Annotated in this window: 27 protein-coding genes and 1 pseudogene; 23 read left to right on the top strand and 5 right to left on the bottom strand. The window is 35.3% G+C overall.

Going from position 1 to position 21,637, the window contains the following annotated elements; translation table 11 throughout:
• Positions 1-34 precede the first annotated feature (34 nt).
• The 4 genes from COL05_RS00245 to COL05_RS00230 all read left to right on the top strand — a co-directional run bounded on the left by COL05_RS00245 (position 35) and on the right by COL05_RS00230 (position 3,744).
• Positions 35-370, top strand: coding sequence for a DUF3964 family protein (locus COL05_RS00245; RefSeq protein ID WP_061680551.1), 336 nt, complete (start codon positions 35-37; stop codon positions 368-370).
• A gap of 263 nt (positions 371-633) precedes the next feature.
• A complete protein-coding gene (locus tag COL05_RS00240; protein ID WP_000068317.1) occupies positions 634-1,119 on the top strand; it encodes a hypothetical protein in 486 nt (161 codons plus the stop codon).
• 120 nt (positions 1,120-1,239) lie between these two features.
• Positions 1,240-2,148, top strand: a complete 909-nt coding sequence (locus COL05_RS00235; protein WP_000075958.1) for a chemotaxis protein — start codon at positions 1,240-1,242, stop codon at positions 2,146-2,148.
• Between the two features lie 648 nt (positions 2,149-2,796).
• The gene (locus COL05_RS00230) at positions 2,797-3,744 is read left to right on the top strand and encodes a DNA-binding domain-containing protein (protein WP_142337296.1); all 948 of its coding nucleotides are present in this window, start codon (positions 2,797-2,799) and stop codon (positions 3,742-3,744) included.
• 96 nt (positions 3,745-3,840) lie between these two features.
• Here the strand turns inward: COL05_RS00230 and COL05_RS00225 are convergent, their stop codons facing one another.
• The gene (locus COL05_RS00225; RefSeq protein WP_098667178.1) at positions 3,841-4,641 is read right to left on the bottom strand and encodes a flagellin N-terminal helical domain-containing protein; all 801 of its coding nucleotides are present in this window, start codon (positions 4,639-4,641) and stop codon (positions 3,841-3,843) included.
• Between the two features lie 240 nt (positions 4,642-4,881).
• Positions 4,882-5,970: a flagellin N-terminal helical domain-containing protein gene (locus tag COL05_RS00220; protein WP_098667177.1), complete on the bottom strand. Its 1,089-nt coding sequence runs from the start codon at positions 5,968-5,970 to the stop codon at positions 4,882-4,884.
• Positions 5,971-6,226: 256 nt separating this feature from the next.
• On the opposite strand from COL05_RS00220, the gene COL05_RS00215 reads away from it, so the two are divergent.
• The 19 genes from COL05_RS00215 to COL05_RS00125 all read left to right on the top strand — a co-directional run bounded on the left by COL05_RS00215 (position 6,227) and on the right by COL05_RS00125 (position 20,154).
• On the top strand, positions 6,227-7,012 hold the full coding sequence (locus COL05_RS00215) for a lytic transglycosylase domain-containing protein (RefSeq protein WP_098667176.1): 786 nt from the start codon (positions 6,227-6,229) through the stop codon (positions 7,010-7,012).
• Between the two features lie 61 nt (positions 7,013-7,073).
• Entirely contained in the window at positions 7,074-7,298 is a 225-nt protein-coding gene (locus COL05_RS00210) for a flagellar motor switch protein FliN (RefSeq protein ID WP_000775712.1), read from the top strand.
• A gap of 14 nt (positions 7,299-7,312) precedes the next feature.
• Positions 7,313-8,299, top strand: a complete 987-nt coding sequence (gene fliM / locus COL05_RS00205) for a flagellar motor switch protein FliM (RefSeq protein ID WP_098667175.1) — start codon at positions 7,313-7,315, stop codon at positions 8,297-8,299.
• Between the two features lie 10 nt (positions 8,300-8,309).
• The gene (locus COL05_RS00200) at positions 8,310-8,669 is read left to right on the top strand and encodes a flagellar motor switch protein FliN (RefSeq protein WP_098667174.1); all 360 of its coding nucleotides are present in this window, start codon (positions 8,310-8,312) and stop codon (positions 8,667-8,669) included.
• 12 nt (positions 8,670-8,681) lie between these two features.
• The gene (locus COL05_RS00195) at positions 8,682-9,002 is read left to right on the top strand and encodes a hypothetical protein (protein WP_000121176.1); all 321 of its coding nucleotides are present in this window, start codon (positions 8,682-8,684) and stop codon (positions 9,000-9,002) included.
• Positions 8,999-9,757, top strand: coding sequence for a flagellar type III secretion system pore protein FliP (locus tag COL05_RS00190; RefSeq protein WP_001220586.1), 759 nt, complete (start codon positions 8,999-9,001; stop codon positions 9,755-9,757). The genes COL05_RS00195 and COL05_RS00190 overlap by 4 nt, the downstream gene beginning before the upstream one ends.
• A gap of 33 nt (positions 9,758-9,790) precedes the next feature.
• The gene (locus COL05_RS00185) at positions 9,791-10,066 is read left to right on the top strand and encodes a flagellar biosynthetic protein FliQ (RefSeq protein ID WP_001098085.1); all 276 of its coding nucleotides are present in this window, start codon (positions 9,791-9,793) and stop codon (positions 10,064-10,066) included.
• 15 nt (positions 10,067-10,081) lie between these two features.
• Positions 10,082-10,843, top strand: coding sequence for a flagellar biosynthetic protein FliR (locus tag COL05_RS00180; RefSeq protein WP_001055697.1), 762 nt, complete (start codon positions 10,082-10,084; stop codon positions 10,841-10,843).
• A 10-nt stretch (positions 10,844-10,853) separates the two neighbouring features.
• Positions 10,854-11,900 carry a flagellar type III secretion system protein FlhB gene (gene flhB / locus COL05_RS00175; RefSeq protein WP_001971997.1) on the top strand — a complete coding sequence of 349 codons (1,047 nt, stop codon included), beginning with the start codon at positions 10,854-10,856 and terminating at the stop codon, positions 11,898-11,900.
• Positions 11,901-11,923: 23 nt separating this feature from the next.
• Positions 11,924-13,990 carry a flagellar biosynthesis protein FlhA gene (gene flhA / locus COL05_RS00170; RefSeq protein WP_098667173.1) on the top strand — a complete coding sequence of 689 codons (2,067 nt, stop codon included), beginning with the start codon at positions 11,924-11,926 and terminating at the stop codon, positions 13,988-13,990.
• A gap of 14 nt (positions 13,991-14,004) precedes the next feature.
• Positions 14,005-15,315 carry a flagellar biosynthesis GTPase FlhF gene (flhF, locus tag COL05_RS00165; RefSeq protein WP_098667172.1) on the top strand — a complete coding sequence of 437 codons (1,311 nt, stop codon included), beginning with the start codon at positions 14,005-14,007 and terminating at the stop codon, positions 15,313-15,315.
• Between the two features lie 42 nt (positions 15,316-15,357).
• Positions 15,358-16,131, top strand: a complete 774-nt coding sequence (locus tag COL05_RS00160; protein WP_098667171.1) for a flagellar basal-body rod protein FlgG — start codon at positions 15,358-15,360, stop codon at positions 16,129-16,131.
• A gap of 142 nt (positions 16,132-16,273) precedes the next feature.
• Entirely contained in the window at positions 16,274-16,984 is a 711-nt protein-coding gene (locus COL05_RS00155) for an alanyl-tRNA editing protein (protein WP_098667170.1), read from the top strand.
• Positions 16,985-17,001: 17 nt separating this feature from the next.
• A complete protein-coding gene (locus tag COL05_RS00150; RefSeq protein ID WP_098667169.1) occupies positions 17,002-17,838 on the top strand; it encodes a TrmB family transcriptional regulator in 837 nt (278 codons plus the stop codon).
• On the top strand, positions 17,831-18,556 hold the full coding sequence (locus tag COL05_RS00145) for an AzlC family ABC transporter permease (RefSeq protein WP_098667168.1): 726 nt from the start codon (positions 17,831-17,833) through the stop codon (positions 18,554-18,556). The genes COL05_RS00150 and COL05_RS00145 overlap by 8 nt, the downstream gene beginning before the upstream one ends.
• Positions 18,547-18,858: an AzlD domain-containing protein gene (locus tag COL05_RS00140; protein ID WP_000425935.1), complete on the top strand. Its 312-nt coding sequence runs from the start codon at positions 18,547-18,549 to the stop codon at positions 18,856-18,858. Before COL05_RS00145 ends, COL05_RS00140 begins: the two co-directional genes overlap by 10 nt.
• 62 nt (positions 18,859-18,920) lie before the next feature.
• On the top strand, positions 18,921-19,091 hold the full coding sequence (locus COL05_RS00135; protein ID WP_098667167.1) for a DUF3951 domain-containing protein: 171 nt from the start codon (positions 18,921-18,923) through the stop codon (positions 19,089-19,091).
• Positions 19,092-19,178: 87 nt separating this feature from the next.
• Complete coding sequence (locus COL05_RS00130) at positions 19,179-19,763, top strand: TetR/AcrR family transcriptional regulator (RefSeq protein WP_098667166.1); 585 nt, start codon at positions 19,179-19,181, stop codon at positions 19,761-19,763.
• Positions 19,756-20,154, top strand: coding sequence for a DUF5367 family protein (locus tag COL05_RS00125; RefSeq protein ID WP_142337293.1), 399 nt, complete (start codon positions 19,756-19,758; stop codon positions 20,152-20,154). The genes COL05_RS00130 and COL05_RS00125 overlap by 8 nt, the downstream gene beginning before the upstream one ends.
• A gap of 27 nt (positions 20,155-20,181) precedes the next feature.
• Here COL05_RS00125 and COL05_RS00120 read toward each other — a convergent pair.
• From COL05_RS00120 to COL05_RS00110, 3 genes and pseudogenes are all read right to left on the bottom strand, one after another.
• A pseudogene (locus tag COL05_RS00120) lies at positions 20,182-20,540 on the bottom strand (hypothetical protein).
• On the bottom strand, positions 20,541-21,146 hold the full coding sequence (locus tag COL05_RS00115) for a dienelactone hydrolase family protein (RefSeq protein WP_098667164.1): 606 nt from the start codon (positions 21,144-21,146) through the stop codon (positions 20,541-20,543). It lies immediately after the preceding pseudogene.
• 2 nt (positions 21,147-21,148) lie between these two features.
• Positions 21,149-21,484: an antibiotic biosynthesis monooxygenase family protein gene (locus COL05_RS00110; protein WP_098667163.1), complete on the bottom strand. Its 336-nt coding sequence runs from the start codon at positions 21,482-21,484 to the stop codon at positions 21,149-21,151.
• Between the last annotated feature and the right edge of the window lie 153 nt (positions 21,485-21,637).

Below are 21,637 nucleotides of genomic sequence, written 5' to 3'. Positions count from 1 at the left end.
TTGTAATGTAGTAGAAAGGGTTTTTATTCGTATGATGACAAGACAAGAGCGAATTTTACAATTGCCTTTTTTCGAAAATAAACGTGAACTTGCTGAGCAAGTGTTAAAAATGGAACGAGAAGAGCATATATATTTACCTGATCAATTTGAAATTAAGCAAGTACCTCCATATTCATTTGGCGAAAAGCAATCAATCATTGGCCGTATTCATGAGTTTTATTTCGTAAGTGTTGGTAGCGAAGGAGAATGGAAGTATCAACTGTTTAAGGACGAGATGAAGTGCCGTGAGTTTTTTATTACACTATCAGGGATAACGGATCAGCAGATAGCGTTTTGGTTCAATAACATCGAGTTATTGAAAAGCTCTTAAAAAGCTTTTAAAAGCCCTTTTTTAGGTTTTGAGAGAGGATCTGGCGGTATGTGGTAGCGGTCAGTGCCTATTTGGGTGCTCGACCGATGTGTAAGGACAGAGATATGGAGAGCTACTAGAGTAGTTTGAGAAGTTGTAAGTGAAGTGTAGTTGCAAAAATGGATCTATGGAAGGTTACTGGGAGGGTTAATTGTTTTATAACAGACCAGTGCCTTCTGGATAGTTTGTGATGATAGATTTTTATAAAAGGAGAGGTGAGGAGGATGGCGCAGAATAAGTATCGCGTTACATTCATTTCGCCAAGTGAGGTTGAGCAGCGGACTGTAATGGCGGCGAGTAGTTTGCCAGATTTAATTCGTAAAGTAGAGAGTATTATTGCAGATCCGAACGGTTATTTTGTAAATGATAAAAAAAATAATTGCTATTTTAAAGTGATTAAAGAAAATGTTACATTTATTCAATATGAGTTACTATTTTCGGATAAGGAAATTCATATTGAAAAATTAAAACATATAGCACCAGCTATATTGAAACAATTATTTAAAAAAATAAATGATCCAGAATTATATGCGCTCGCGCTACTTGATGTTGATATAGCGACGAAAGAATATGTGCTAGAAGAAATGGATTCGGAGCTAAGAATAAGAGTAGAAACGGAGCTTTCGAAAAAGTGGGAAGCACTGCCGACAGAAATTGTAGGAGCACAAGAAGTGTTATTAGAGGCACTTGCTTCGTTTATACAAGATTAAGCGTCTTTTAAAATAAATCGTTCGACTATCTATATTTTTCATATAGGTAGTTGACTTTTTCGTTTTAATAAAGCTTAATAATTAGATATACGGAATTAATGGAAGGGGAGCGACACCTTTATGTCACAAGCACAAAGTATTTTATTAGAAAGCGGAACAAATGAATTAGAGATTGTTACATATACTGTTGGTGAAAACCTATTTAGTATTAACGTAATGAAAGTACGTGAAATCATTAATCCATTCCCTGTTACAACTGTGCCAGAATCTCATCATGCAGTTGAAGGTGTTGTTCAAGTACGTGGTGAAATTTTACCTGTTATTAACTTAGCGACAGCTCTTAATTTAAAATCGACAAAGCCACTTGATCAAACGAAATTTATTATCTCTGAATTAAATCAAATGAAAGTTATTTTCCGTGTTGATGAAGTGCATCGCATTCAACGTATTTCTTGGGAACAAATTGATGAACCAGCTTCATTGTCTATGGGACTAGAAGAAACGACATCTGGTATTGTAAAACTAGATGGACAAATTATTTTGCTATTAGATTATGAGAAAATTGTATGTGAAATTAGTGGTACTGGTTATGACAATAAATCACTTGCAGGGTTAGAACAGAAAACAGATCGAGCTGAAAAAGTTATTTATATTGCAGAAGATTCAGCAATGCTTCGCCAAATATTAGAAGAAACATTGTCATCAGCTGGATATACGAAAATGAACTTCTTCAGCAATGGTGCAGAAGCGTTAGCACAAATTGAAAAACTAGCGAAAGAGCAAGGGGAAAAAATGTTTGAGCATATTCACTTGCTCATTACGGATATTGAAATGCCGAAAATGGACGGACACCATTTAACGAAAGTTGTTAAGGATAGTGAAGTAATGAATCGTTTACCGGTCATTATTTTCTCTTCATTAATTACAAATGAATTATTCCATAAAGGCGAAGCTGTAGGAGCAAATGCTCAAGTAAGTAAGCCAGATATTCAAGAGTTAATTGGTTTAGTTGATAAGTTAGTGCTGTAAAAAACGTTTTGAAAAGCTTTTTTAGCTGGAATAGAAGCTCTAACCATGCGTAGAGCGGTCAGTGCCTAATAGAGCCCTATGCGATGTGAGACCAGATATATGGAGTGGTTTTAGGTTAGTAGAAGAAAAGAGCCTTTAATTGAGGGTTTGAAGAACTGATATACAACTCTATTTTTTTAGTAGGGAGGAGGGAACTAGCCACGTGTAAGTAGTATTGGCTAGTTCCTTTTTTGCATTCTATACTCTACTGTACAGGTAGAAAGATTAAACGTTTCTGGAGTGTTTGTGGCTGTATGAATAGTCTCTACTTCGAGATTTTCAATTCGTTTAATGAATAAATAGCGGGCTTGTTTATTTGAAAATATAAGAGAGTGTATGTTTGGAATATGCTAGTAAGGTTGCGTAGTAACGCAAACTTTTTCGGTGAAAATATATTCGAAATACCATATAATATAATTAATATGTAATTATGCATATTAATTAAAAATAATTTTTCTATTTCTATACTTTCTATACATTTTTGTATGTTTAATATTTGACAGATAATTTTGAAATGTTATAATATGGATATGAAAAAATTGCTATTTTCTGAGAAGACATGGGAGTCAGATGAGAATTGTGAAAGGATGAGGGGGAGTGACACAGATTATGTATCACCACACAGCAATCAATGTATTAAGTCTTTTACAAAACATGTCAAATAATAAAATGAACGATATGCAACTAGAAGCGGAATTAAAAAAAATAGAAAAACAATTCCAAGTAAAATATGAAGAATTAGTTGATTTATATAATAGAATGGTATTATTTCAAATAGATATAGAAAAACATGGCGGGATGCGAGCATATGAAAAATCAGCGATTACATGGCTGAAGTCTGAACTAGAGTTACTGTATGAAGTGTATCAATTTTCCCAACGTCACGGTTTAAACATTATTAATATTTCAAAATACGTTAGTAAAAAAGAATTAAATCTTTTTCCGAAAACAGAAAGTCAATTACAAAATACGTATTACAAATTAAAAAAATGTGAAATACCGTTTGAAAATATTGAAAAACAAAAACCAGGACGAAAACGAAAATATACGCCTGTAAAAGAACCAATTGTTGAAATGAAAAAAGAAAACAAACAAGAATTAAGAAATGAAGTTCCAAATACAGAGACCGAAAAAAATCTTGTAACAGTTATATCTGGTATTGTTGATAATTTTGAAACAATTAGCCAGTGTAGTGAAAGAAAAGAGCATGAACTACATCAGTTCATGGAAGGAATCTATAAGCTTTCTAGCATGGCTGCAGAGCGTTCAAAAGATGAAAAGAACGCACGTGGTCTCGAAGGCGAATTGCATGTGTTACGGGCTGAAAATGACAGACTCAAGCGAGAAAAGGAAGAGCTTGTTCATGATATAAAAGAAATGACGCATCATTTAATTCATTTCATTACGAGCTCTGATATCGATCAAATTCGCACATTACCTTTCTTCGTAAAAGAATGTAAACAAGATTTGCATAAATTAGGGTTATATAACGCACAAGACGGTAAAATGAAAATTATGGTTGATCGTAGTGGACAGGTTATGACTGTAACGCAGTAATAAAATTTGGGTACAAAATAAAAGGGAAATACATAGTTTATATGTATTTCCCTTTTGTTTTGTATGGAATCGTTTCAAAGAAGGAAGATGATTTTTTTAAGATTGTAGTAACTTGGAAACCATTTGCGGTATTTGATTTGCTTGTGAAACCATACTAAGTGCAACTTCAGTTAACAATTTAAACTTTAAAAAATCGCTCATTTCCTGCGCCATATCCGCATCTTCAATTCGGGATGCAGCATCTGTTAGGGCCATACTTTGGTTATTTAAATTTTCAATATTAAACTGTAAACGATTCATCATAGAACCGAGATCAGCACGATGAAGTGATACATTTTGTAAAGCCTCTTCAATTTTACGAATGGCAGCTCTTGCTTCTTGTTCTGTTGAAATCTTGATGTCATGTTGTGTAGGGGAAGGAGGAATATGTTTCGTTATATTTACTGTATGACAAATATCATCTAACGTAACAGGCCGTTTTTGTCCATCAAATACGGATAAATCATTAAACTCAGTCGTCTCATCAATATAGCCAATTTGTTCTGTTAAAGATTGAAACTCTTTATTTAGTGAATCACGGTTTTTATTTGAATTTGTACCATTTGCAGATTGGACAGCTAAATCACGCATACGCTGTAAAATATTCGTCACAGTTTGAAGTGCAGCTTCCGCTGTACGTAGCATCGATATCGCATCCTCATTATTTCGAATCGCCACACGCATACCACTCGCTCTCGCATGCATACGAGTCACAATCGTAATATTAGCTGGATTATCAGAAGCATGGTTTAACTTCTTACCAGTAGCCAGATGCTCCATTGCAACATTCATACGTTTTTCATTCTCATATAGAGATTGCCTAGCATTCATACTTAAAACATTCGTACCAATACGCATAATAGACACTCCTTATCCTATAGATTTATATATGGACTTAAAGCCAATAAACAGCTATAAAAAGAAAAAGAGACTTATGCTTATCTTCTAGTTGTGTTTTAACATGAGAGGGGATAAAGATAGGCACTGACCGCTTCTACGCCACGCGGATGCTCTCTTCCATCAAAAAAAGTAAGGTTTTACAAAAAATAAACCTCTCCGCAAGCAGAGAGGTTTATTCAGGAAACTAACTCAAATGGCTTATTGTAATAATTTAGAAACCATTTGTGGAGTTTGGTTTGCTTGAGAAAGCATGCTGATTCCAGCTTCGTTCAAGATTTTGAACTTAGTCATTTCAGACATTTCTTTCGCCATGTCAGCGTCTTCGATTTGAGAAGCAGCTGAAGCCATAGAAGAAGATTGGCTCTTCAGGTTGTTTACGTTAAAGTCAAGACGGTTTAATGTAGCACCTAGAGTTGCACGGTTATCAGCAACTTTTGTAAGGGCAGCGTCAATTGCTGCAATTGCACTAGATGCATTTGAAGTTTCAAATTTTGCAGTAGCAGCAGGTGCTTTGAAAGCAGCGCCAATTTCTTTAGCATTGTCTATTGATTGGTCTTTATCAAAAGCTTCAATTTTTGCGTTAACAGCCTTAACATCATCACTTGACATAAAATCTTTTACTTTTTCAAATGCTTTTTTAAATGCGTCTACTTTAGCTACTGCATCTGTATCGGTAGTTTTTAATCCATTTAGATCTGATTGCGCAGTAGTTGCAGCTGTACGCTCTGTAGCATCAATTATTTTTTCCGTTTTTCCGTTAATTTGTAAACCATTAAGTTTTAATTCATTAGTAGAAACATCTGATAATTTGATATTAATTTGTTTTCCAGTATCAGCATCATCTAATGTTTGAATTGCGATAGATTCTTTAGAACCATCTAGTAATTTTTGATCATTGAATTCAGTATTTTTAGAAATGTAGTCAATTTGATCTTTTAATGCAGCAAATTCTTTGTTTAGAGCTGCTTGGTTTCCATCAGTATTTGTACCATTTGCAGATTGGTTAGCAAGGTCACGCATACGAAGTAAGATGTTAGATACTGAGTTCATTGCTGAGTCAGCTGTACGGATTAAAGACATACCGTCTTGTGTGTTGTTAGCTGCTACTCCTAATCCACTTTCACGAGCACGCATACGAGTTGCGATTGCAAGACCTGCTGCATCGTCAGAAGCGTTGTTGATACGTTTACCGCTTGATAAACGGTCCATAGCGTTGCTCATTTTAGCTTGGTTTTGGCGCATGTACTCTTGCGTACGCATGCTGTTAATGTTTGTATTAATTCTCATGTTAAGAACCCCCATTTTTTTATATTGACTTTTCTGCAAATTGAAAAACGGTAATATGCGAAAAAATCAATTTCGAGATTTATTGTAATCCCTGTCATAGCGGGTGTCAACTAAAAATTCGAATTAATAAATATAAAAAAATAACAGTTTAACAATATATTCATTTTTTTATTACAATATTATTAAAAGGATTATTGCAAACTTTAAAAAAAAACTCTAATATTAGATTATCTTTGTTTACCGAAAAGGTGATATTATGATAGTTGGAAATATAGTAAAAGAAGTGCTTGCATATAAGAAAGGACAAATTCAGCAAAAGCTAAGTAGTCCACAAGCATTCGTTAGTAGTCGTTTTCAAGAGAAGTTGCAGAGTGAACCTGCGAAGGAGACGAAGGGTACTACGCAGCCGGCAAAAGTAGAGGATATGAGTCAGCCGGTACAATCTACGAAAATAGAAGCGGTTGTGAATAAACCGGAAGCATCTATTCATAAAGTAGAGGAAGTAAGTAAGCCGGAAGAAAAGCCTGAAACGAAGAAAGTCGATGAAGTGCAAGTCGCGCAAAAAGAGTTTGAACGACGTTTCCCGGAAACGAAAAATGAGGCTGTTGATACGTGGGGATTAACGAAGAAGTATAATATTCAAAAAATACGTTCTTCAAATGAAGGGAAGTATGAGGATATTATAGATAGAGTAAGTCGTACATACGGAATTCCGAAAACGTTAATTCAAAAAATGATTGAAGTAGAATCTGATTTTAATCCGAAAACGGTGTCACATGCAGGTGCGATGGGGCTTATGCAGCTTATGCCAGCGAATGTGAAAGAGATGGGTATAAAAAATCCATTTTCACCAGCTGAAAGTATTGAGGGCGGTGTGAAAGAATTAAGTGGTTATTTAAAGAAAAATAACGGCGACTTAGTATTGGCACTTGCTTCTTATAATGCTGGCCCTGGTAATGTGAGAAAGTACGGAGGCGTACCGCCATTTAAAGAAACGCAAGGATATATTAAAAAAATATTAAATATCGACGTTTCAAAATAAGAAGTTTCATATATAGAGAGAAAATGAAATTTTCGTGAACATGATATGGGAGTTGGCTAGATTGAAATTACAAGATGATATTCCGTTAACAATTTATTTTGAAATCGGAAATACGAAAAAGAAAATTGAAGATCTGCTTCATATTACGAAAGGTACATTGTATCGTCTTGAAAATTCAACGAAAAATACGGTGCGTCTTATGCTTGAGAATGAAGAGATTGGAACCGGAAAGATTTTGACGAAGAATGGAAAGATGTACGTTGAAATCGTTGAATTGAAAAGGTAGGGAAGGGGATTGTCATGAGTGGCGAAAAATTAAGCCAAGAGCAAATTGATGCCCTGCTGAAGGCGGTAAATGAAGGCGAGGAAATGCCAGCTTTCGCACAAGAAGCAGGGAAGCAAGATAAATTTCAAGAGTATGATTTTAATAGACCGGAGAAGTTCGGTGTGGAGCATTTACGTAGTTTGCAAGCGATTGCTTCTACGTTTGGTAAACAGACGTCACAGACGTTGTCAGCGCGTATGCGTATTCCAATCGATTTAGAGCCTTCGACAGTTGAGCAAGTTCCATTTACGAGTGAGTATGTGGAGAAAATGCCGAAAGATTACTATTTATATTGCGTCATTGATCTCGGACTTCCAGAGCTTGGAGAAATTGTTATTGAGATTGATTTAGCATTTGTTATTTACATTCATGAGTGCTGGCTCGGCGGAGATAGTAAGCGTAACTTTACGATGCGTAGACCACTGACGGCGTTCGAGTTTTTAACACTTGATAATATTTTTGCACTTCTATGTAAAAATTTAGAGCAATCATTTGAAAGTGTTGTGGAAATTAAACCGAAATTTGTAACGACAGAGACAGATCCGAATGCACTTAAAATTACGACAGCAAGCGATATTATTTCATTACTGAACGTAAATATGAAAACGGATTTTTGGAATACGACGGTGCGCATCGGAATTCCATTTTTATCTGTTGAAGAAATTATGGATAAGTTAACGTCTGAAAATATTGTTGAACATTCTTCAGATAAACGTAAGAAGTATACGTCTGAAGTGGAAGTGAAAGTAAATCAAGTGTACAAACCTGTTCACGTTGCAATTGGTGAGCAGAAGATGACAATGGGTGAAATTGAACAAATTGAAGAAGGCGATATTATTCCGCTTCATACGAAAGTTTCGGATGAATTACTTGGTTTTGTAGATGGAAAACATAAATTTAATTGTTTTATTGGAAAAGATGGAACGCGTAAGGCGCTCTTATTTAAAAGTTTTGTAGAGTAGGAGGATCCATATGAAGCATGAAGTATCTCCTGTGTCATTAATGGGATTAGAAGAATTTACAGGAAAGAGAAATGAAGCAAGTAAAGCACATATTGATACTGTTTCAGATATTTCGATTGAACTTGGTGTAAAGCTTGGAAAGGCATCTATTACGCTTGGTGATGTGAAAGAGTTAAAAGTGGGCGATGTTCTGGAAGTAGAGAAAAACTTAGGACATAAAGTAGATGTGTATTTAAGTAATATGAAAGTCGGCATTGGGGAAGCGATTGTAATGGACGAGAAGTTCGGTATTATCATTTCTGAAATTGAAGCTGACAAGAAGCAAGCTGCGCTTATGAAAGCGCAAAGTCAAATGCAAGATAAAGAGTAGAGGAGGAGTCATATGTCGTATATGACGACCTTATTTCAAGTCGTTTTACTGTTTGGTGCGCTCGGTTACGGTGCATATTATATGACGAAAAAGACGCGCAAACAGCAGTTTTTTAAGCAAGGTGAAAATGGCCATATTCAAGTGAAGGACGGCGTGTATTTAAATCATCAAACAAGTGCCTTTTTATTTGAAGTAGACGGCAAGCAAGTGTTCACTGTTATTAGTAATAACGGTGTTCAATCTGTGCAATTAACAGGAACAGGAAATCAGTTTCAACAAGCGCTAGAAGACGCGGTGAAGAGTGAAACGAAAAAAGTAGAGGATCCATCATGAGAATAAAGAAACAGTTATCATTATTAGCCGTTATTTTCGTATTTTCTATCGTTTTTTCAATTATTTTTGTAAATCCAGCGTATGCAGCCCAAAACGGTTTTATTAATTTCGAAAATGGAAAAGAGTTTACGAGTAATTCAAGTGTACAGTTATTTGCGCTCGTTACCCTTTTATCATTATCTTCTTCTATCGTTCTATTATTTACACATTTTACTTATTTTATGATCGTTCTTGGGATTACACGTCAAGGACTTGGGGTAATGAATTTACCACCGAACCAAGTACTTGTTGGACTTGCATTATTTTTATCACTCTTTACGATGCAGCCTGTACTAGGACAACTGAAGAGCGATGTGTGGGATCCGATGACGAAAGAGAAAATAACGGTAAGTCAAGCTGCGGAAACGACAGCTCCGATTATGAAAGAGTATATGTCAAAGCATACGTATAAGCATGATTTAAAGATGATGCTGAAAGTACGCGGGGAAGAGTTGCCGAAGGATTTAAAGGATCTATCCTTATTTACGCTCGTACCATCCTTTACGTTAACGCAAATTCAAAAAGGATTGTTAACAGGGATGTTCATTTATTTAGCGTTTGTATTTATAGATTTGATTATTAGTACACTTTTAATGTACCTCGGGATGATGATGGTACCGCCGATGATTTTAAGTTTACCATTTAAAATACTCGTTTTCGTATATTTAGGTGGATATACAAAAATCGTCGACATTATGTTTAAAACGGTCGCCTGAAGCATTTGATGCTATGTGATAGGAGTCATATAAATGAATACGTCACCAATTATAGATATTTTTCAAACCTTTTTTTATAAAGGGGTTATGATTTTAATGCCGGTTGCCGGTGTAAGTATGATTGTCGTTATTATCATCGCTGTCATTATGGCGATGATGCAAATTCAAGAACAAACGCTGACGTTTTTACCGAAAATGGCGAGTATTGTACTCGTTATTATCATTTTAGGTCCGTGGATGTTTCAAGAGTTAACGACGCTTATTTTAGATTTATTTGATAAAATCCCATCGCTATTGCGTTCGTACTAAGATAGGTGGAATGAAATGAATATGGAATTATGGGCGGCGACGTTTTTTGCGTTTTGTCGCATTACTTCATTTTTATACTTTTTACCGTTTTTCTCAGGTCGATCCATTCCAGCGATGGCGAAAGTTACATTTGGACTTGCTCTTTCTATAACAGTGGCCGATCAAGTTGATGTCTCTCACATCAAGACAGTTTGGGACGTTGCAGCTTATGCAGGTACGCAAATTGTAATTGGATTATCGCTTTCAAAAATTGTAGAAATGCTGTGGAACATTCCGAAAATGGCCGGGCATATTTTAGATTTTGATATCGGTTTATCACAAGCAAGTTTGTTTGATGTAAACGCAGGTTCACAGTCTACGTTACTATCAACCATTTTTGATATATTTTTTCTCATTATTTTTATTTCACTTGGCGGCATTAATTATTTCGTTGCCACGATTTTAAAGTCGTTTCAATATACAGAGGCGATTTCAAAATTGCTGACGACTAGTTTTTTAGATAGTCTACTCGCAACGTTATTATTTGCGATCACATCAGCGGTTGAAATTGCTCTTCCGCTCATGGGAAGTTTGTTCATCATTAACTTTGTGTTGATTTTAATCGCAAAAAACGCTCCGCAATTAAACGTTTTTATGAATGCGTACGTTATTAAAATTACGTGTGGTATTTTGTTTATTGCGATGAGTGTACCGATGCTCGGTTATGTGTTTAAAAATATGACGGATGTATTGCTTGAAGAATATACGAAACTATTTAACTTTTTCTTAACGAAGTAGGGGGACGCGCATGGCAAAGGATAATAAAACAGAAAAGGCCACCCCGCAGAAGCGTAAAAAATCGCGTGAAGAAGGGAATATTGCCCGGAGTAAAGATTTAAATAATTTATTTTCCATTCTTGTATTAGCAGTTGTCGTTTACTTTTTCGGAGATTGGCTAGGGTTTGAGATTGCCAATTCTGTATCGGTGCTGTTTGATCAAATTGGAAAAAATACAGATTCGACCGAGTATTTTTATTTAATGGGGATTTTACTACTAAAAGTATCAGCTCCAATCTTAATACTCGTATACGCTTTTCATTTATTCAATTATATGATTCAAGTTGGTTTCTTATTTTCTTCTAAAGTCATTAAGCCGAAAGCATCACGTATTAACCCGAAAAACTATTTTACAAGACTATTTAGTCGTAAAAGTTTAGTGGATATTTTGAAATCACTATTTTATATGGGATTAATCGGTTACGTTGCTTACGTGCTATTTAAAAAGAATTTAGAGAAAATCGTGAGTATGATTGGATTTAACTGGACTGCGTCACTTACTGAAATTATAAGACAAATTAAATTTATCTTCTTAGCTATTTTAATTATATTAATCGTTCTTTCTATTATTGATTTTATTTATCAAAAGTGGGAGTACGAACAAGATATTAAGATGAAAAAAGAAGAAGTAAAACAAGAGCATAAAGATAATGAAGGGGACCCGCAAGTAAAAGGGAAACGAAAAAACTTTATGCACGCCATATTGCAAGGAACAATTGCGAAGAAGATGGATGGCGCAACGTTTATTGTAAACAACCCGACTCATATTTCAGTCGTGCTCAGGTACAATAAACACGTTGATGCAGCACCGATTGTCGTTGCAAAAGGGGAAGATGAGCTCGCATTATATATACGAACTCTTGCCCGTGAACAAGAAATACCAATGGTGGAAAACCGTCCGCTTGCTCGTTCTTTATATTATCAAGTCGAGGAAGATGAGACGATTCCAGAAGATTTATACGTAGCTGTAATTGAAGTTATGCGCTATTTAATTCAAACGAATGAACTTGAAGTGTAATAGCGCGTTTGGAGGAGATCTCTTTGTTTAAGATAGATTCTGCAAGAACCTATTTTTCTATCTTTTTAGCAGCGTCATTTGTAGTGGCGCTCTTAATTCCACTTCCACCATTTATACTTGATATCATTATCGTTTTTCTACTAAGTATGTCAGTGCTTATTTATATGCGAGCGACAAGTATTAACGAGTGGGATGAATTAAAATCATTTCCGACGATGTTGTTATTAATCGGGATTTTCCGCGTATCGATTAACGTATCGACGACGCGAGCAATTTTGACAAACGGAAATGCGGGTCATGTTATTGAAGAGTTTGGCCAGTTCGTAATTGGCGGGAACTTATTAATTGGTATCGTTATTTTTACAGTATTAATCATATTCCAGTTTATCGTTGCAAACGGTGCATCTCGTACAGCTGAAGTTGCAGCACGTTTTACACTTGATTCTTTACCAGGGAAACAAATGTCAATCGATGCGGATTTAAACCAGCGTATTATTACGGAAAAAGATGCACAGGCGAAACGAAAGAAATTAAATATGGAAACAGAGTTTTACGGAGCGATGGATGGTGCCGGGAAGTTCATTAAAGGGGACGTTATTTTCGGGATTGTCATTTTATTCGTAAACATTATTTTCGGTTTAATTGTCGGCATGATGCAGCAAGGCATGAGCTTTGCTGAAGCAGCTCTTCATTATACACAGTTAACTGTCGGTGATGGAATCGTAAACCAAATTGGTTCGTTAATGCTTGCGATTTCAACAGGTATTATCGTAACGCGTGTATTTGACGGCTCACCGGATACAGTAACGGAAGGTATCTTTAAAGAGTTATTAGCGCATGAAGTCGTTGTATATGCGCTTGGTGGTTTATTTATCGCGATGGGTATTTTCACTCCGCTACCATTTCTACCATTCGCACTCGTTGGTGGAACAATTATCTTCTTAGGCATTCGTAATAAAAACCGAATAAAGAAAGAAAAAGAAGACGAGCTTCAAAAAGAAATAGAAATGATTCAAGGCGAAGACGAGCAACTGCAACAAGTGGAAGATTCATTCGGAGTATTTACAGATAAATATCCAATTATTGTCGAACTCGGTTTAGATTTAGCAGCACTTGTAAAGCAGAAAATTAATGGGGAAACAGCTCGTGATAAAGTTGTTCTTATGAGGAAATCGATTATTACCGACCTTGGTATTAACGTTCCGGGAATTAACTTTAAAGATAATACGAGTTTTAGACCACGCGGACGATACATTATTCGTATTAAAGGTGCGAAGGCAGCTGAAGGTGTTTTAAAATCAGGTTACTTATTAGCACTGAAAACACCGAATGTAATGGCCGATTTAGATGCAGAACCAGCGAAAGATCCAATTTTCGGTGAAGATGGATATTGGATTTTAGAGCATATGGTACAAGATGCGCAGATGAAAGGCTATCAAGTATTAGAGCCGCTTAGCATATTAATTACACATTTAGATGTTGTCGTTAGACGTAATCTTCATGAGTTAATTCAGCGTCAACATGTAAAAGACTTAATTAACTCGCTTGAAAATGATAACGGCGTTTTATTAGAAGAGATTAAGAAGAAAGAAATCGACTTATCACTCGTTCAAAATGTTATTAAACAACTGCTAAAAGAAGGTATTTCTATTCGTGATTTACCAACTATTATTGAAGGTATTATTGACGGAAAAGAAATTTATCAAAATCATGTTGACGGTGTAACATCATTCGTCCGTGAATGTATTTCAAAAGTTATTTGTGAAAATGCGAAAAATCCTGACGGTAAAATTTATGCGGCGCTCTTCTCAGATTCAATCGAATTAGATGCGGACGTTGTGAACAATTCTTATCAAGGTTATTTATTAAACTGGGATTTAGATTTAGAATCGCGCGTAGTTGAGCAAGTACAACGCGTATTTAAACAAGCGAGGTTAATGGGAAGAGAACCAGTATTATTAACGCGCAGAAAAGATTTCAGATTTGCGATTGTAAGACTTCTTGAGCGCTATCAAGTAGAAGCACAAGTACTTTGTATTAGCGAATTAGCACCAGAGATTGTTGTAGATCAAATTGCCTATATTGAATAGTAGGGGGTGAAGTAATGGAAAGTACAGAAAAGAAAGAAGCGTTAATGCGAATAAAAGCAGCTTCGAAAAATGAATTGTATCGAAAGTTATTTGACCAATATGGTACAGATTATTATTACGTTGTCGATGAAAGTGTAAAACGAAATATCCCGTTTTTTTGGAAAAAGAATTATGAAATGTTAGTCGCTTTTCCAGAGGATAAACAGGAAGAAGTGAACGAAGGCACAGCTCAATTTCATGAACAATTAATGGATGTTGTGAATGAGCCTTCAGAACAAATTGTGAAGGCGAACGGAATTCAATCGGTACTGCACAATTTAGAAAACGTGACGACTCCGATGTCATATGCGGCGATGCAAACAGGAAATAGTGAAGAATGGGCAAGAAAGAAAGAGAAACTATTAAAGTTGTTTGAAAAAGGTATCGTCGTTGTGAAACAGACGGAAGAAACGAAAGTAACAAAAAAGCAAAAAGCTATGAAAAAAGTCGTTCCTGTCAAAAAAGAAGAAGTGGTTGTAAAGAAAGAAAAGCAAGAATCTGTGCCATTTATTATTCAAAAAGTAATTCGCATGCTAGAGCAAAACGATGTAGAACAATACTTCATTCATGCATATGCTGAAAAGTTAAAAGTGAAGTTTGAGAATGCGACGATGATTACAGAAGAAGAAGTGATCGAATATATATTGGAAGATATGAGATCTCATTTCAATACGGAAAATGTATTTGAAAAAGAAGTACAAACAATTGCATTAATCGGTCCAACTGGAGTTGGAAAAACGACGACACTTGCGAAAATGGCATGGCAGTTCCACGGTAAGAAAAAAACGGTCGGTTTTATTACGACAGATCATTCACGCATTGGAACGGTACAGCAGCTGCAAGATTACGTAAAGACAATTGGATTTGAAGTAATCGCTGTACGTGATGAAGCTGCAATGACAAGAGCGCTTACGTATTTTAAAGAAGAAGCGCGCGTCGATTATATTTTAATTGATACAGCTGGAAAAAATTATCGTGCGTCAGAAACAGTGGAAGAAATGATTGAAACGATGGGACAAGTAGAGCCAGATTATATTTGTTTAACGTTATCAGCTTCGATGAAAAGTAAAGATATGATCGAAATCATTACGAACTTTAAAGATATTCATATTGATGGTATCGTATTTACGAAATTTGATGAAACAGCAAGTAGTGGTGAGTTATTGAAAATTCCAGCAGTGTCATCTGCTCCCATTGTATTAATGACAGACGGACAAGATGTAAAGAAAAACATACATATCGCTACAGCTGAACATTTAGCAAAACAAATGTTACAAACATCATAGAAAAGAGGTGAAGAATAAGGCAATTGCCTTATTCAATCGAATATGAACGGTCTTTATATAGGTTCAATGGGTATGATGAATTACATGCAGCGTATTAATGTTCATTCGAATAACGTTGCAAATGCCCAAACGACAGGATTTAAAGCAGAAAATATGACTTCTAAAGTATTTGATGTACAAGACACATATCGCCGTGGTGACGGGGCTGTGACAAATATCGGTTCGGTCGATTACGCAGTAGTTCCAGCCGCTACGCATGTGAACTTAGTACAAGGAAATATACAAATGACAAATAGTGCTACAGATTTCTTTTTAGACGATGGCGCAGCCGGTACAACATCATTTTTCGTTACATCTAAAAACGATGAAACGTTTTTAACGAGAGATGGTAGTTTTACAATAAATAGTGATCGTTACTTGCAAACATCATCTGGTGCTTTTGTTATGGGAGAGAATAATGAACGTATTCGTATTCCTGAAGGAGCAAAGGTAGCTGTACAAGCAGATGGTACATTATATGATGAAGTAACACAAAATAATATTGCACGCCTGCAAACTAAAACAGTAGATGCAGAAGCAAATGCTCGTCTAATACAAAGAGAGAATAAAAGCTTTACACTAGCAGAAGGAAACATTGCTGATTTACCGAACGGAACAGGCTTAGTAAAAAACCATATGCTAGAAAATTCAAATGTAGATATGACGAAAGAGATGGCAGATCTTATGACGGATCAAAGAATGATTTCAGCATCACAACGCGTTATGACTTCATTTGATAAAATTTATGAAAAAGAAGCGAATGAAATCTTGAGATAGGAGACTTCCGTTAGCGGGAGTCTTTTTGTTTTAGGTTTTAGGTTTTAGGTTTTAGGTTTAAAATTCAGAATTATCAATTGACTTTGCGGAGCTTCTTTTTTATATTAGTAGGTATAACTATAACTACTAAAGAGGTGAGAGTATGACAACGGCATTATATTTAGAAGATGCATACAAAACGAGTTGCGAAACAGAAGTGATAAAAGTAGAAGGGAATAAAGTATTTGTAAAAGAAACAGTTTTTTATCCAACTGGTGGGGGGCAGGAATGTGATACGGGTGTCATTGTACAAGATGGGTCTGTATTTGAAGTTGAAAAGGTAAAGAAGGAGCAGGGAGAAATAGTTCACTATATAAAAGAAGGAGCTCAAGTAAAATTAGGGCCAGTTAAATTAGAGATGAATTGGGAAAGACGTCATAATTTAATGCGTCATCATTCTTTACTGCATCTTATCGGAGCTGTCGTTTATGAAAAGTATGGAGCTCTATGCACTGGAAATCAAATTTATCCTGACAAAGCACGTATTGATTTTAATGAGTTACAAGAGTTATCGAGCGTGGAAGTAGAAGAAATTGTTAAGGAAGTGAATAAACTTATTAAACAAAATAAAGAAATTTCCACTCGTTATATGAGCCGGGAAGAAGCAGAAAATGCTGTAGGAATGATTAAAACAGCAATAAACCTCCTGCCAACTACTATCCAAGAAATCCGCATAGTTACAATTGAAGATTTAGACGAACAAGCTTGTGGAGGCACACATGTGAAAAATACGAGTGAAATAGGAACACTTGTTATTGATAAAGTAAAAAGTAAAGGAAAGCAAAATCGTCGTTTTGAAGTTAGGACGATTTAGATTGTGAGGGGTTACCGATGGATGAAATTATAAAAGAACTACAAAAATTAGGATTTTCCCAGTATGAATGTAAAGCGTATATTGGATTGCTAAAACATTCCCCAGTAACTGGGTATGAAGTGAGTAAACAAACAGGAGTACCTCGTTCTATGATTTACGAGGTACTCGGTAAGTTAATGGATAAAGGAGCAGTACATATTGTACCTTCTGAACCAGTTAAATATGTACCAGTACCAGCTACCGAATTAATGAATCGAATGCGAAAAGATTTTGAAAAGTCCTTTGAATTTTTAGACCAGAAATTAAATGGTTTAGAACAAGAGAGACAAATAGATGTAATTTCGCATATTCGCTCAAATGATCGTGTTTTAAAAGAAATTTGCAATATAATTAATAGAGCAAAGGAAGAGTTATGGATTTCTGTATGGGAAGATCAAGTGCATGAAATTGAGCCATACATTCATCAAAAGAAAGAGGAAGGTGTACATATATTTTCCATCTTATTTGGTGCTCCCGATACAAAAATAGGCGCAACGTTTCACCATAATTATATGACGCCCCACGTTGTAGAAAAGAGAATGGGTGGTCATTTAACTGTTATTGCTCGTGATGGAGAGGAAGTATTAATTGCGAACTTCTCAAATGATAGCACTTCATGGGCCGTTACAACGTATGATCCCGCTTTAGTTCTCGTTGCTACAGAGTATGTGCGGCACGATATTATGGTCGAAGAAATCACGAAGGAATTTGGAGCGGATAAGTTAGATACGCTATGGCGTGAAAATATAGATTTAGTTCATGTCGTAACAGGAAAGCGAACTTTAAAAGGAATGGAGGATGATAGAGATGAATAAAGCTCAGGCACATGTAGCTTTGCAAAACGATGATACATTTCAGCAAGGAGTAAAAGATTGTTTACCAACTGTATTTGGTTATTTAAGCATCGGTATAGCAGCCGGTGTAATTGCAAAAACAGCAGGTTTCTCCATCATTGAAATTGCGTTTATGTCCACTTTAATTTATGCAGGTTCTGCCCAATTTATATTAGCTGGTATGTATGCAGCCGGTGCTCCTGCTTCAGCAATCATTTTCACCGTCTTTTTTGTTAATTTACGCCACCTTCTAATGAGTGCTGCACTCGCGCCGTACTTTACGAAACTTCCTCTACTAAAAAACGTAATAATCGGTTCTCAAATTACAGATGAAACGTTCGGTGTTGCTGTGCAACACGCAGCGCAAAAAGGACATTTAGGTGAAAGATGGATGATCGGTTTAAATGTCACAGCATATTTAAATTGGATTCTTGCTACTATTATTGGCGGGTTGTTTGGTGAGTGGATACCAGATCCGCATACGTACGGCATGGATTATGCATTACCGGCAATGTTTATCGGGTTATTTGTACTTCAGCTCATAAGTAGTAAACCGAAACTAGCAATTCATCTTACTGTTGCAATTGTAGCAATTATGATTGCATACGTTTCACACTTATTTATGCCAGATAGTATAGCGGTTATTATCGCAACATTACTAGCTGCGACGATTGGAGTTGTGGTTGAAAAATGGAAATGAGATTGGACGTAATACTACTTTTATTAGCAGCAGGAGCTGTTACACTCGTGCCACGTATTTTACCTCTACTCGTATTTAGCAAACTTCAAATTCCGGACTGGGGTTTAAAATGGTTAAATTACATACCAATTGCGATATTAGCAGCACTTTTAGCTCAAGTATTATTTATGCATGAGACGATGCAGTGGGATTACCTTATCGCAGCAATCCCGACATTTCTTGTTGCAATATATACTCGTAGTTTATTAGGTACAGTATTAACGGGAGTAATTGTGATTATTTTGTTACGTTTCTTTTTCTAAAAAGGATTACGCTCATATAATAGCGAAAAGTGTAATAACATGAAAAATATAGGGGTGGTGTTATGATACTTTTAACGATAGGAGCAATTTTGTTAACGGTGCTTATTTTCTTTATTATCGGCTTTATTACGTTTATGATGTTTGTTGATAAGGCGACACCTCAAATATATTATACACCTTGTGAATCAGTGACAGTGAAAGCTAAAGGTAAAAATAAAAGGAAGAAAAGTTGAATGTTGGCTTTTCTTCCTTTTATTTTATCTGATTTTTCTGTATGATTTAAGTTAGTTATACAACTAACTTAAAAGGAGGTCGTAGAAGTGGCAAAACCGAATGTTGTTAATAAAGAGAAGTTACTAGAAGCAGCAAAAGTAATTATTGCAGAGCACGGGATGGAAAAGTTGACATTAAAAGCAGTTGCAGAAAGTGCTCAAGTTACACAAGGTACCGTATATTATCATTTTAAAACGAAGGATCAATTATTACTTGAAGTAACGGAATCGTTTTGTAAAGCATCGTGGGAACAAATAGGAAAGGATGTACAGTTAGAGAAGGCTTTACAGTCTGCGGAAAGTAGATGTGTGAATGATTCAATGTATCATCATTTGTTCTTTCAATTAGTAGCTAGTGGATTACAAAATGATGCGATGAAAGATAAAATTGGTGGATTGTTACATTATGAAAATCAAGAATTAAAAGGTGTGTTAAATAAAAAAATAGGAGATACAATGAAAACTCAAATTTCAACGGAAACATGGAGCATTTTATGTAATGCATTAATTGATGGATTGGCATTGCAAGCGTTATTCAATCCATCTTTTTCTACAGACAAAGTATATGGTGATTTATATATGCTCTTGGAAAAGCTTACAGTGCTACAAAAGGGAGGTAATGTCAGTGAATAATAGACTTTGGCTCACCATTTTATTTTCGATTGGCGTTTGGTTTTTTGCTTCAGCATTTTTCATTATTTTTGGTTCTTCCGTTTTATTAGAATATACTTCAAATAGATTTTTTCTACAATTGACGTTTCTTGAATTAGGAACGGCTATAGCTTTATACTTTGTAATGTGGTTATACAAAAAACTAGATACTACAAAATATGCAGTTATTAAGTTAGGTATATGCGGTACAGCAATCGGTTTAATTTTAGATACTTACATTTTATATAATTCTTCTAATCTATTCTCACAATTCTCCTCACAGCAAATTATATCATTTACTATTTGGATGGTTATTGCTTATGCTTTATATTTACTAATCCCTTTCGCCATAGAACGAAAAAAGTTGTTGTAAAGAGGTATGTTATCCTCTTTACAACAACTACATCCCCGAAAGAACTAACAACAATAACCCAAATAGAAAACTAATAAAAGAAAGAAAACAGATACATATTGAGAACACACGATTGTTTCTCCATTCGCGCCAGAAAACGATAAACCCTAACATACAAAGGGAAAACCAAATTGGCAAGAATATAAACTCGCTAACTTTCTCTGGGAGTAACGTATAAAAAGATGTTACATATAAGAACCAATTTGTAAAAATAAAATGCAAACGATAATAGATTGTAAGTAGGGGCGTTTGGAAAACTCCCTTTTTTTTACGGTTACAATAATGATAGTTAGTGCTGAGAAAAAGGCAATGAATATGAAAATAAGTAAGAATAATGTAAGCGTCATTTAGATTTCCTTTATAAAAGTGTTTTTTACAAGAAATGCATCTATTACATTATATGCTTGCTTTGTAGAGTGCTCGTTATATTTTTTAGTGTACGGATTTAGAAACCCATGTTCACCATGTAGTTGTTTTATTTCTAATAAAGGATTTTTTTGTTGCTGCAACGATTGAATGAAAGAGGATACTGAAAAACTAGCTTCTTTTTCAGGGAATATAAGTAATGTAGCGCATGTAGGCTTTATGTGAACATAGTCGCGTATACGGGAACCGTAACATCCAATAATAAAATCTATTTTTGGATTGTTACTACATAGCCATGAAATGGTAGCGCCGACACTAAAGCCGATAAGTCCAATATGTGTGTAACGACTAGAAAGATGCGTAATGAATTCTTCAATTTGCTTTTTTCCACTATCAAATCCAATATGATTCATAAAAAAATGATATGCTTTTTCTTCATCACTATAATGAAATGGATGTTGCGATTGTAGAAGATTCGGGCAGAATACATCTATATGGGATGAACTAAAGTGATGGGTAACGTGATGCATATGGTCGTTCACACCATATATTTCATGAACAACAACGAGAGCTAATTTTTTCTTCATCGTTACAATGTACCTCTATGAAACTTAAATTCTTTCTCAACGAGGCATATACGCAGATGGAAGTTTTCATACCATTGCTCACGGCCTCTTTTTTTCGCTTTTTTATGTAAGGTGTTCTGTTTCCAATTGTCAATTGCCTCAAGTGACTCCCAATAAGAAACTGTAATTCCGAGCCCTGAATGATCTCGTGCACTTTCTACGCCTAGAAATCCAGGTTGCTGCTTTGCAAGTTCCTCCATTTTGTCAGAGGCGGCACTATAATCTGTCGTATCATTTGATAAATGAGAAGTGAAAATAACTGCATAATAATGACTCATTTTTTGTGAAGTATTTTTCATATACAATCCCCCTTTTAATATAGTTTAGCATGTAATAAATAGAAAAGAAGTCATGGCTTCTTATTAATATTTCGTTTTTTTTATTATTACTTGAATGAAGTACGAAGGTTTCTATATTGATGTTAGAAATTTAATTAAATATAAACATCTTTA

The organism is Bacillus sp. AFS059628, assembly GCF_002571225.1.
Lineage (GTDB): Bacteria > Bacillota > Bacilli > Bacillales > Bacillaceae_G > Bacillus_A.
This window is presented reverse-complemented; position numbering and strand designations above follow the sequence as displayed.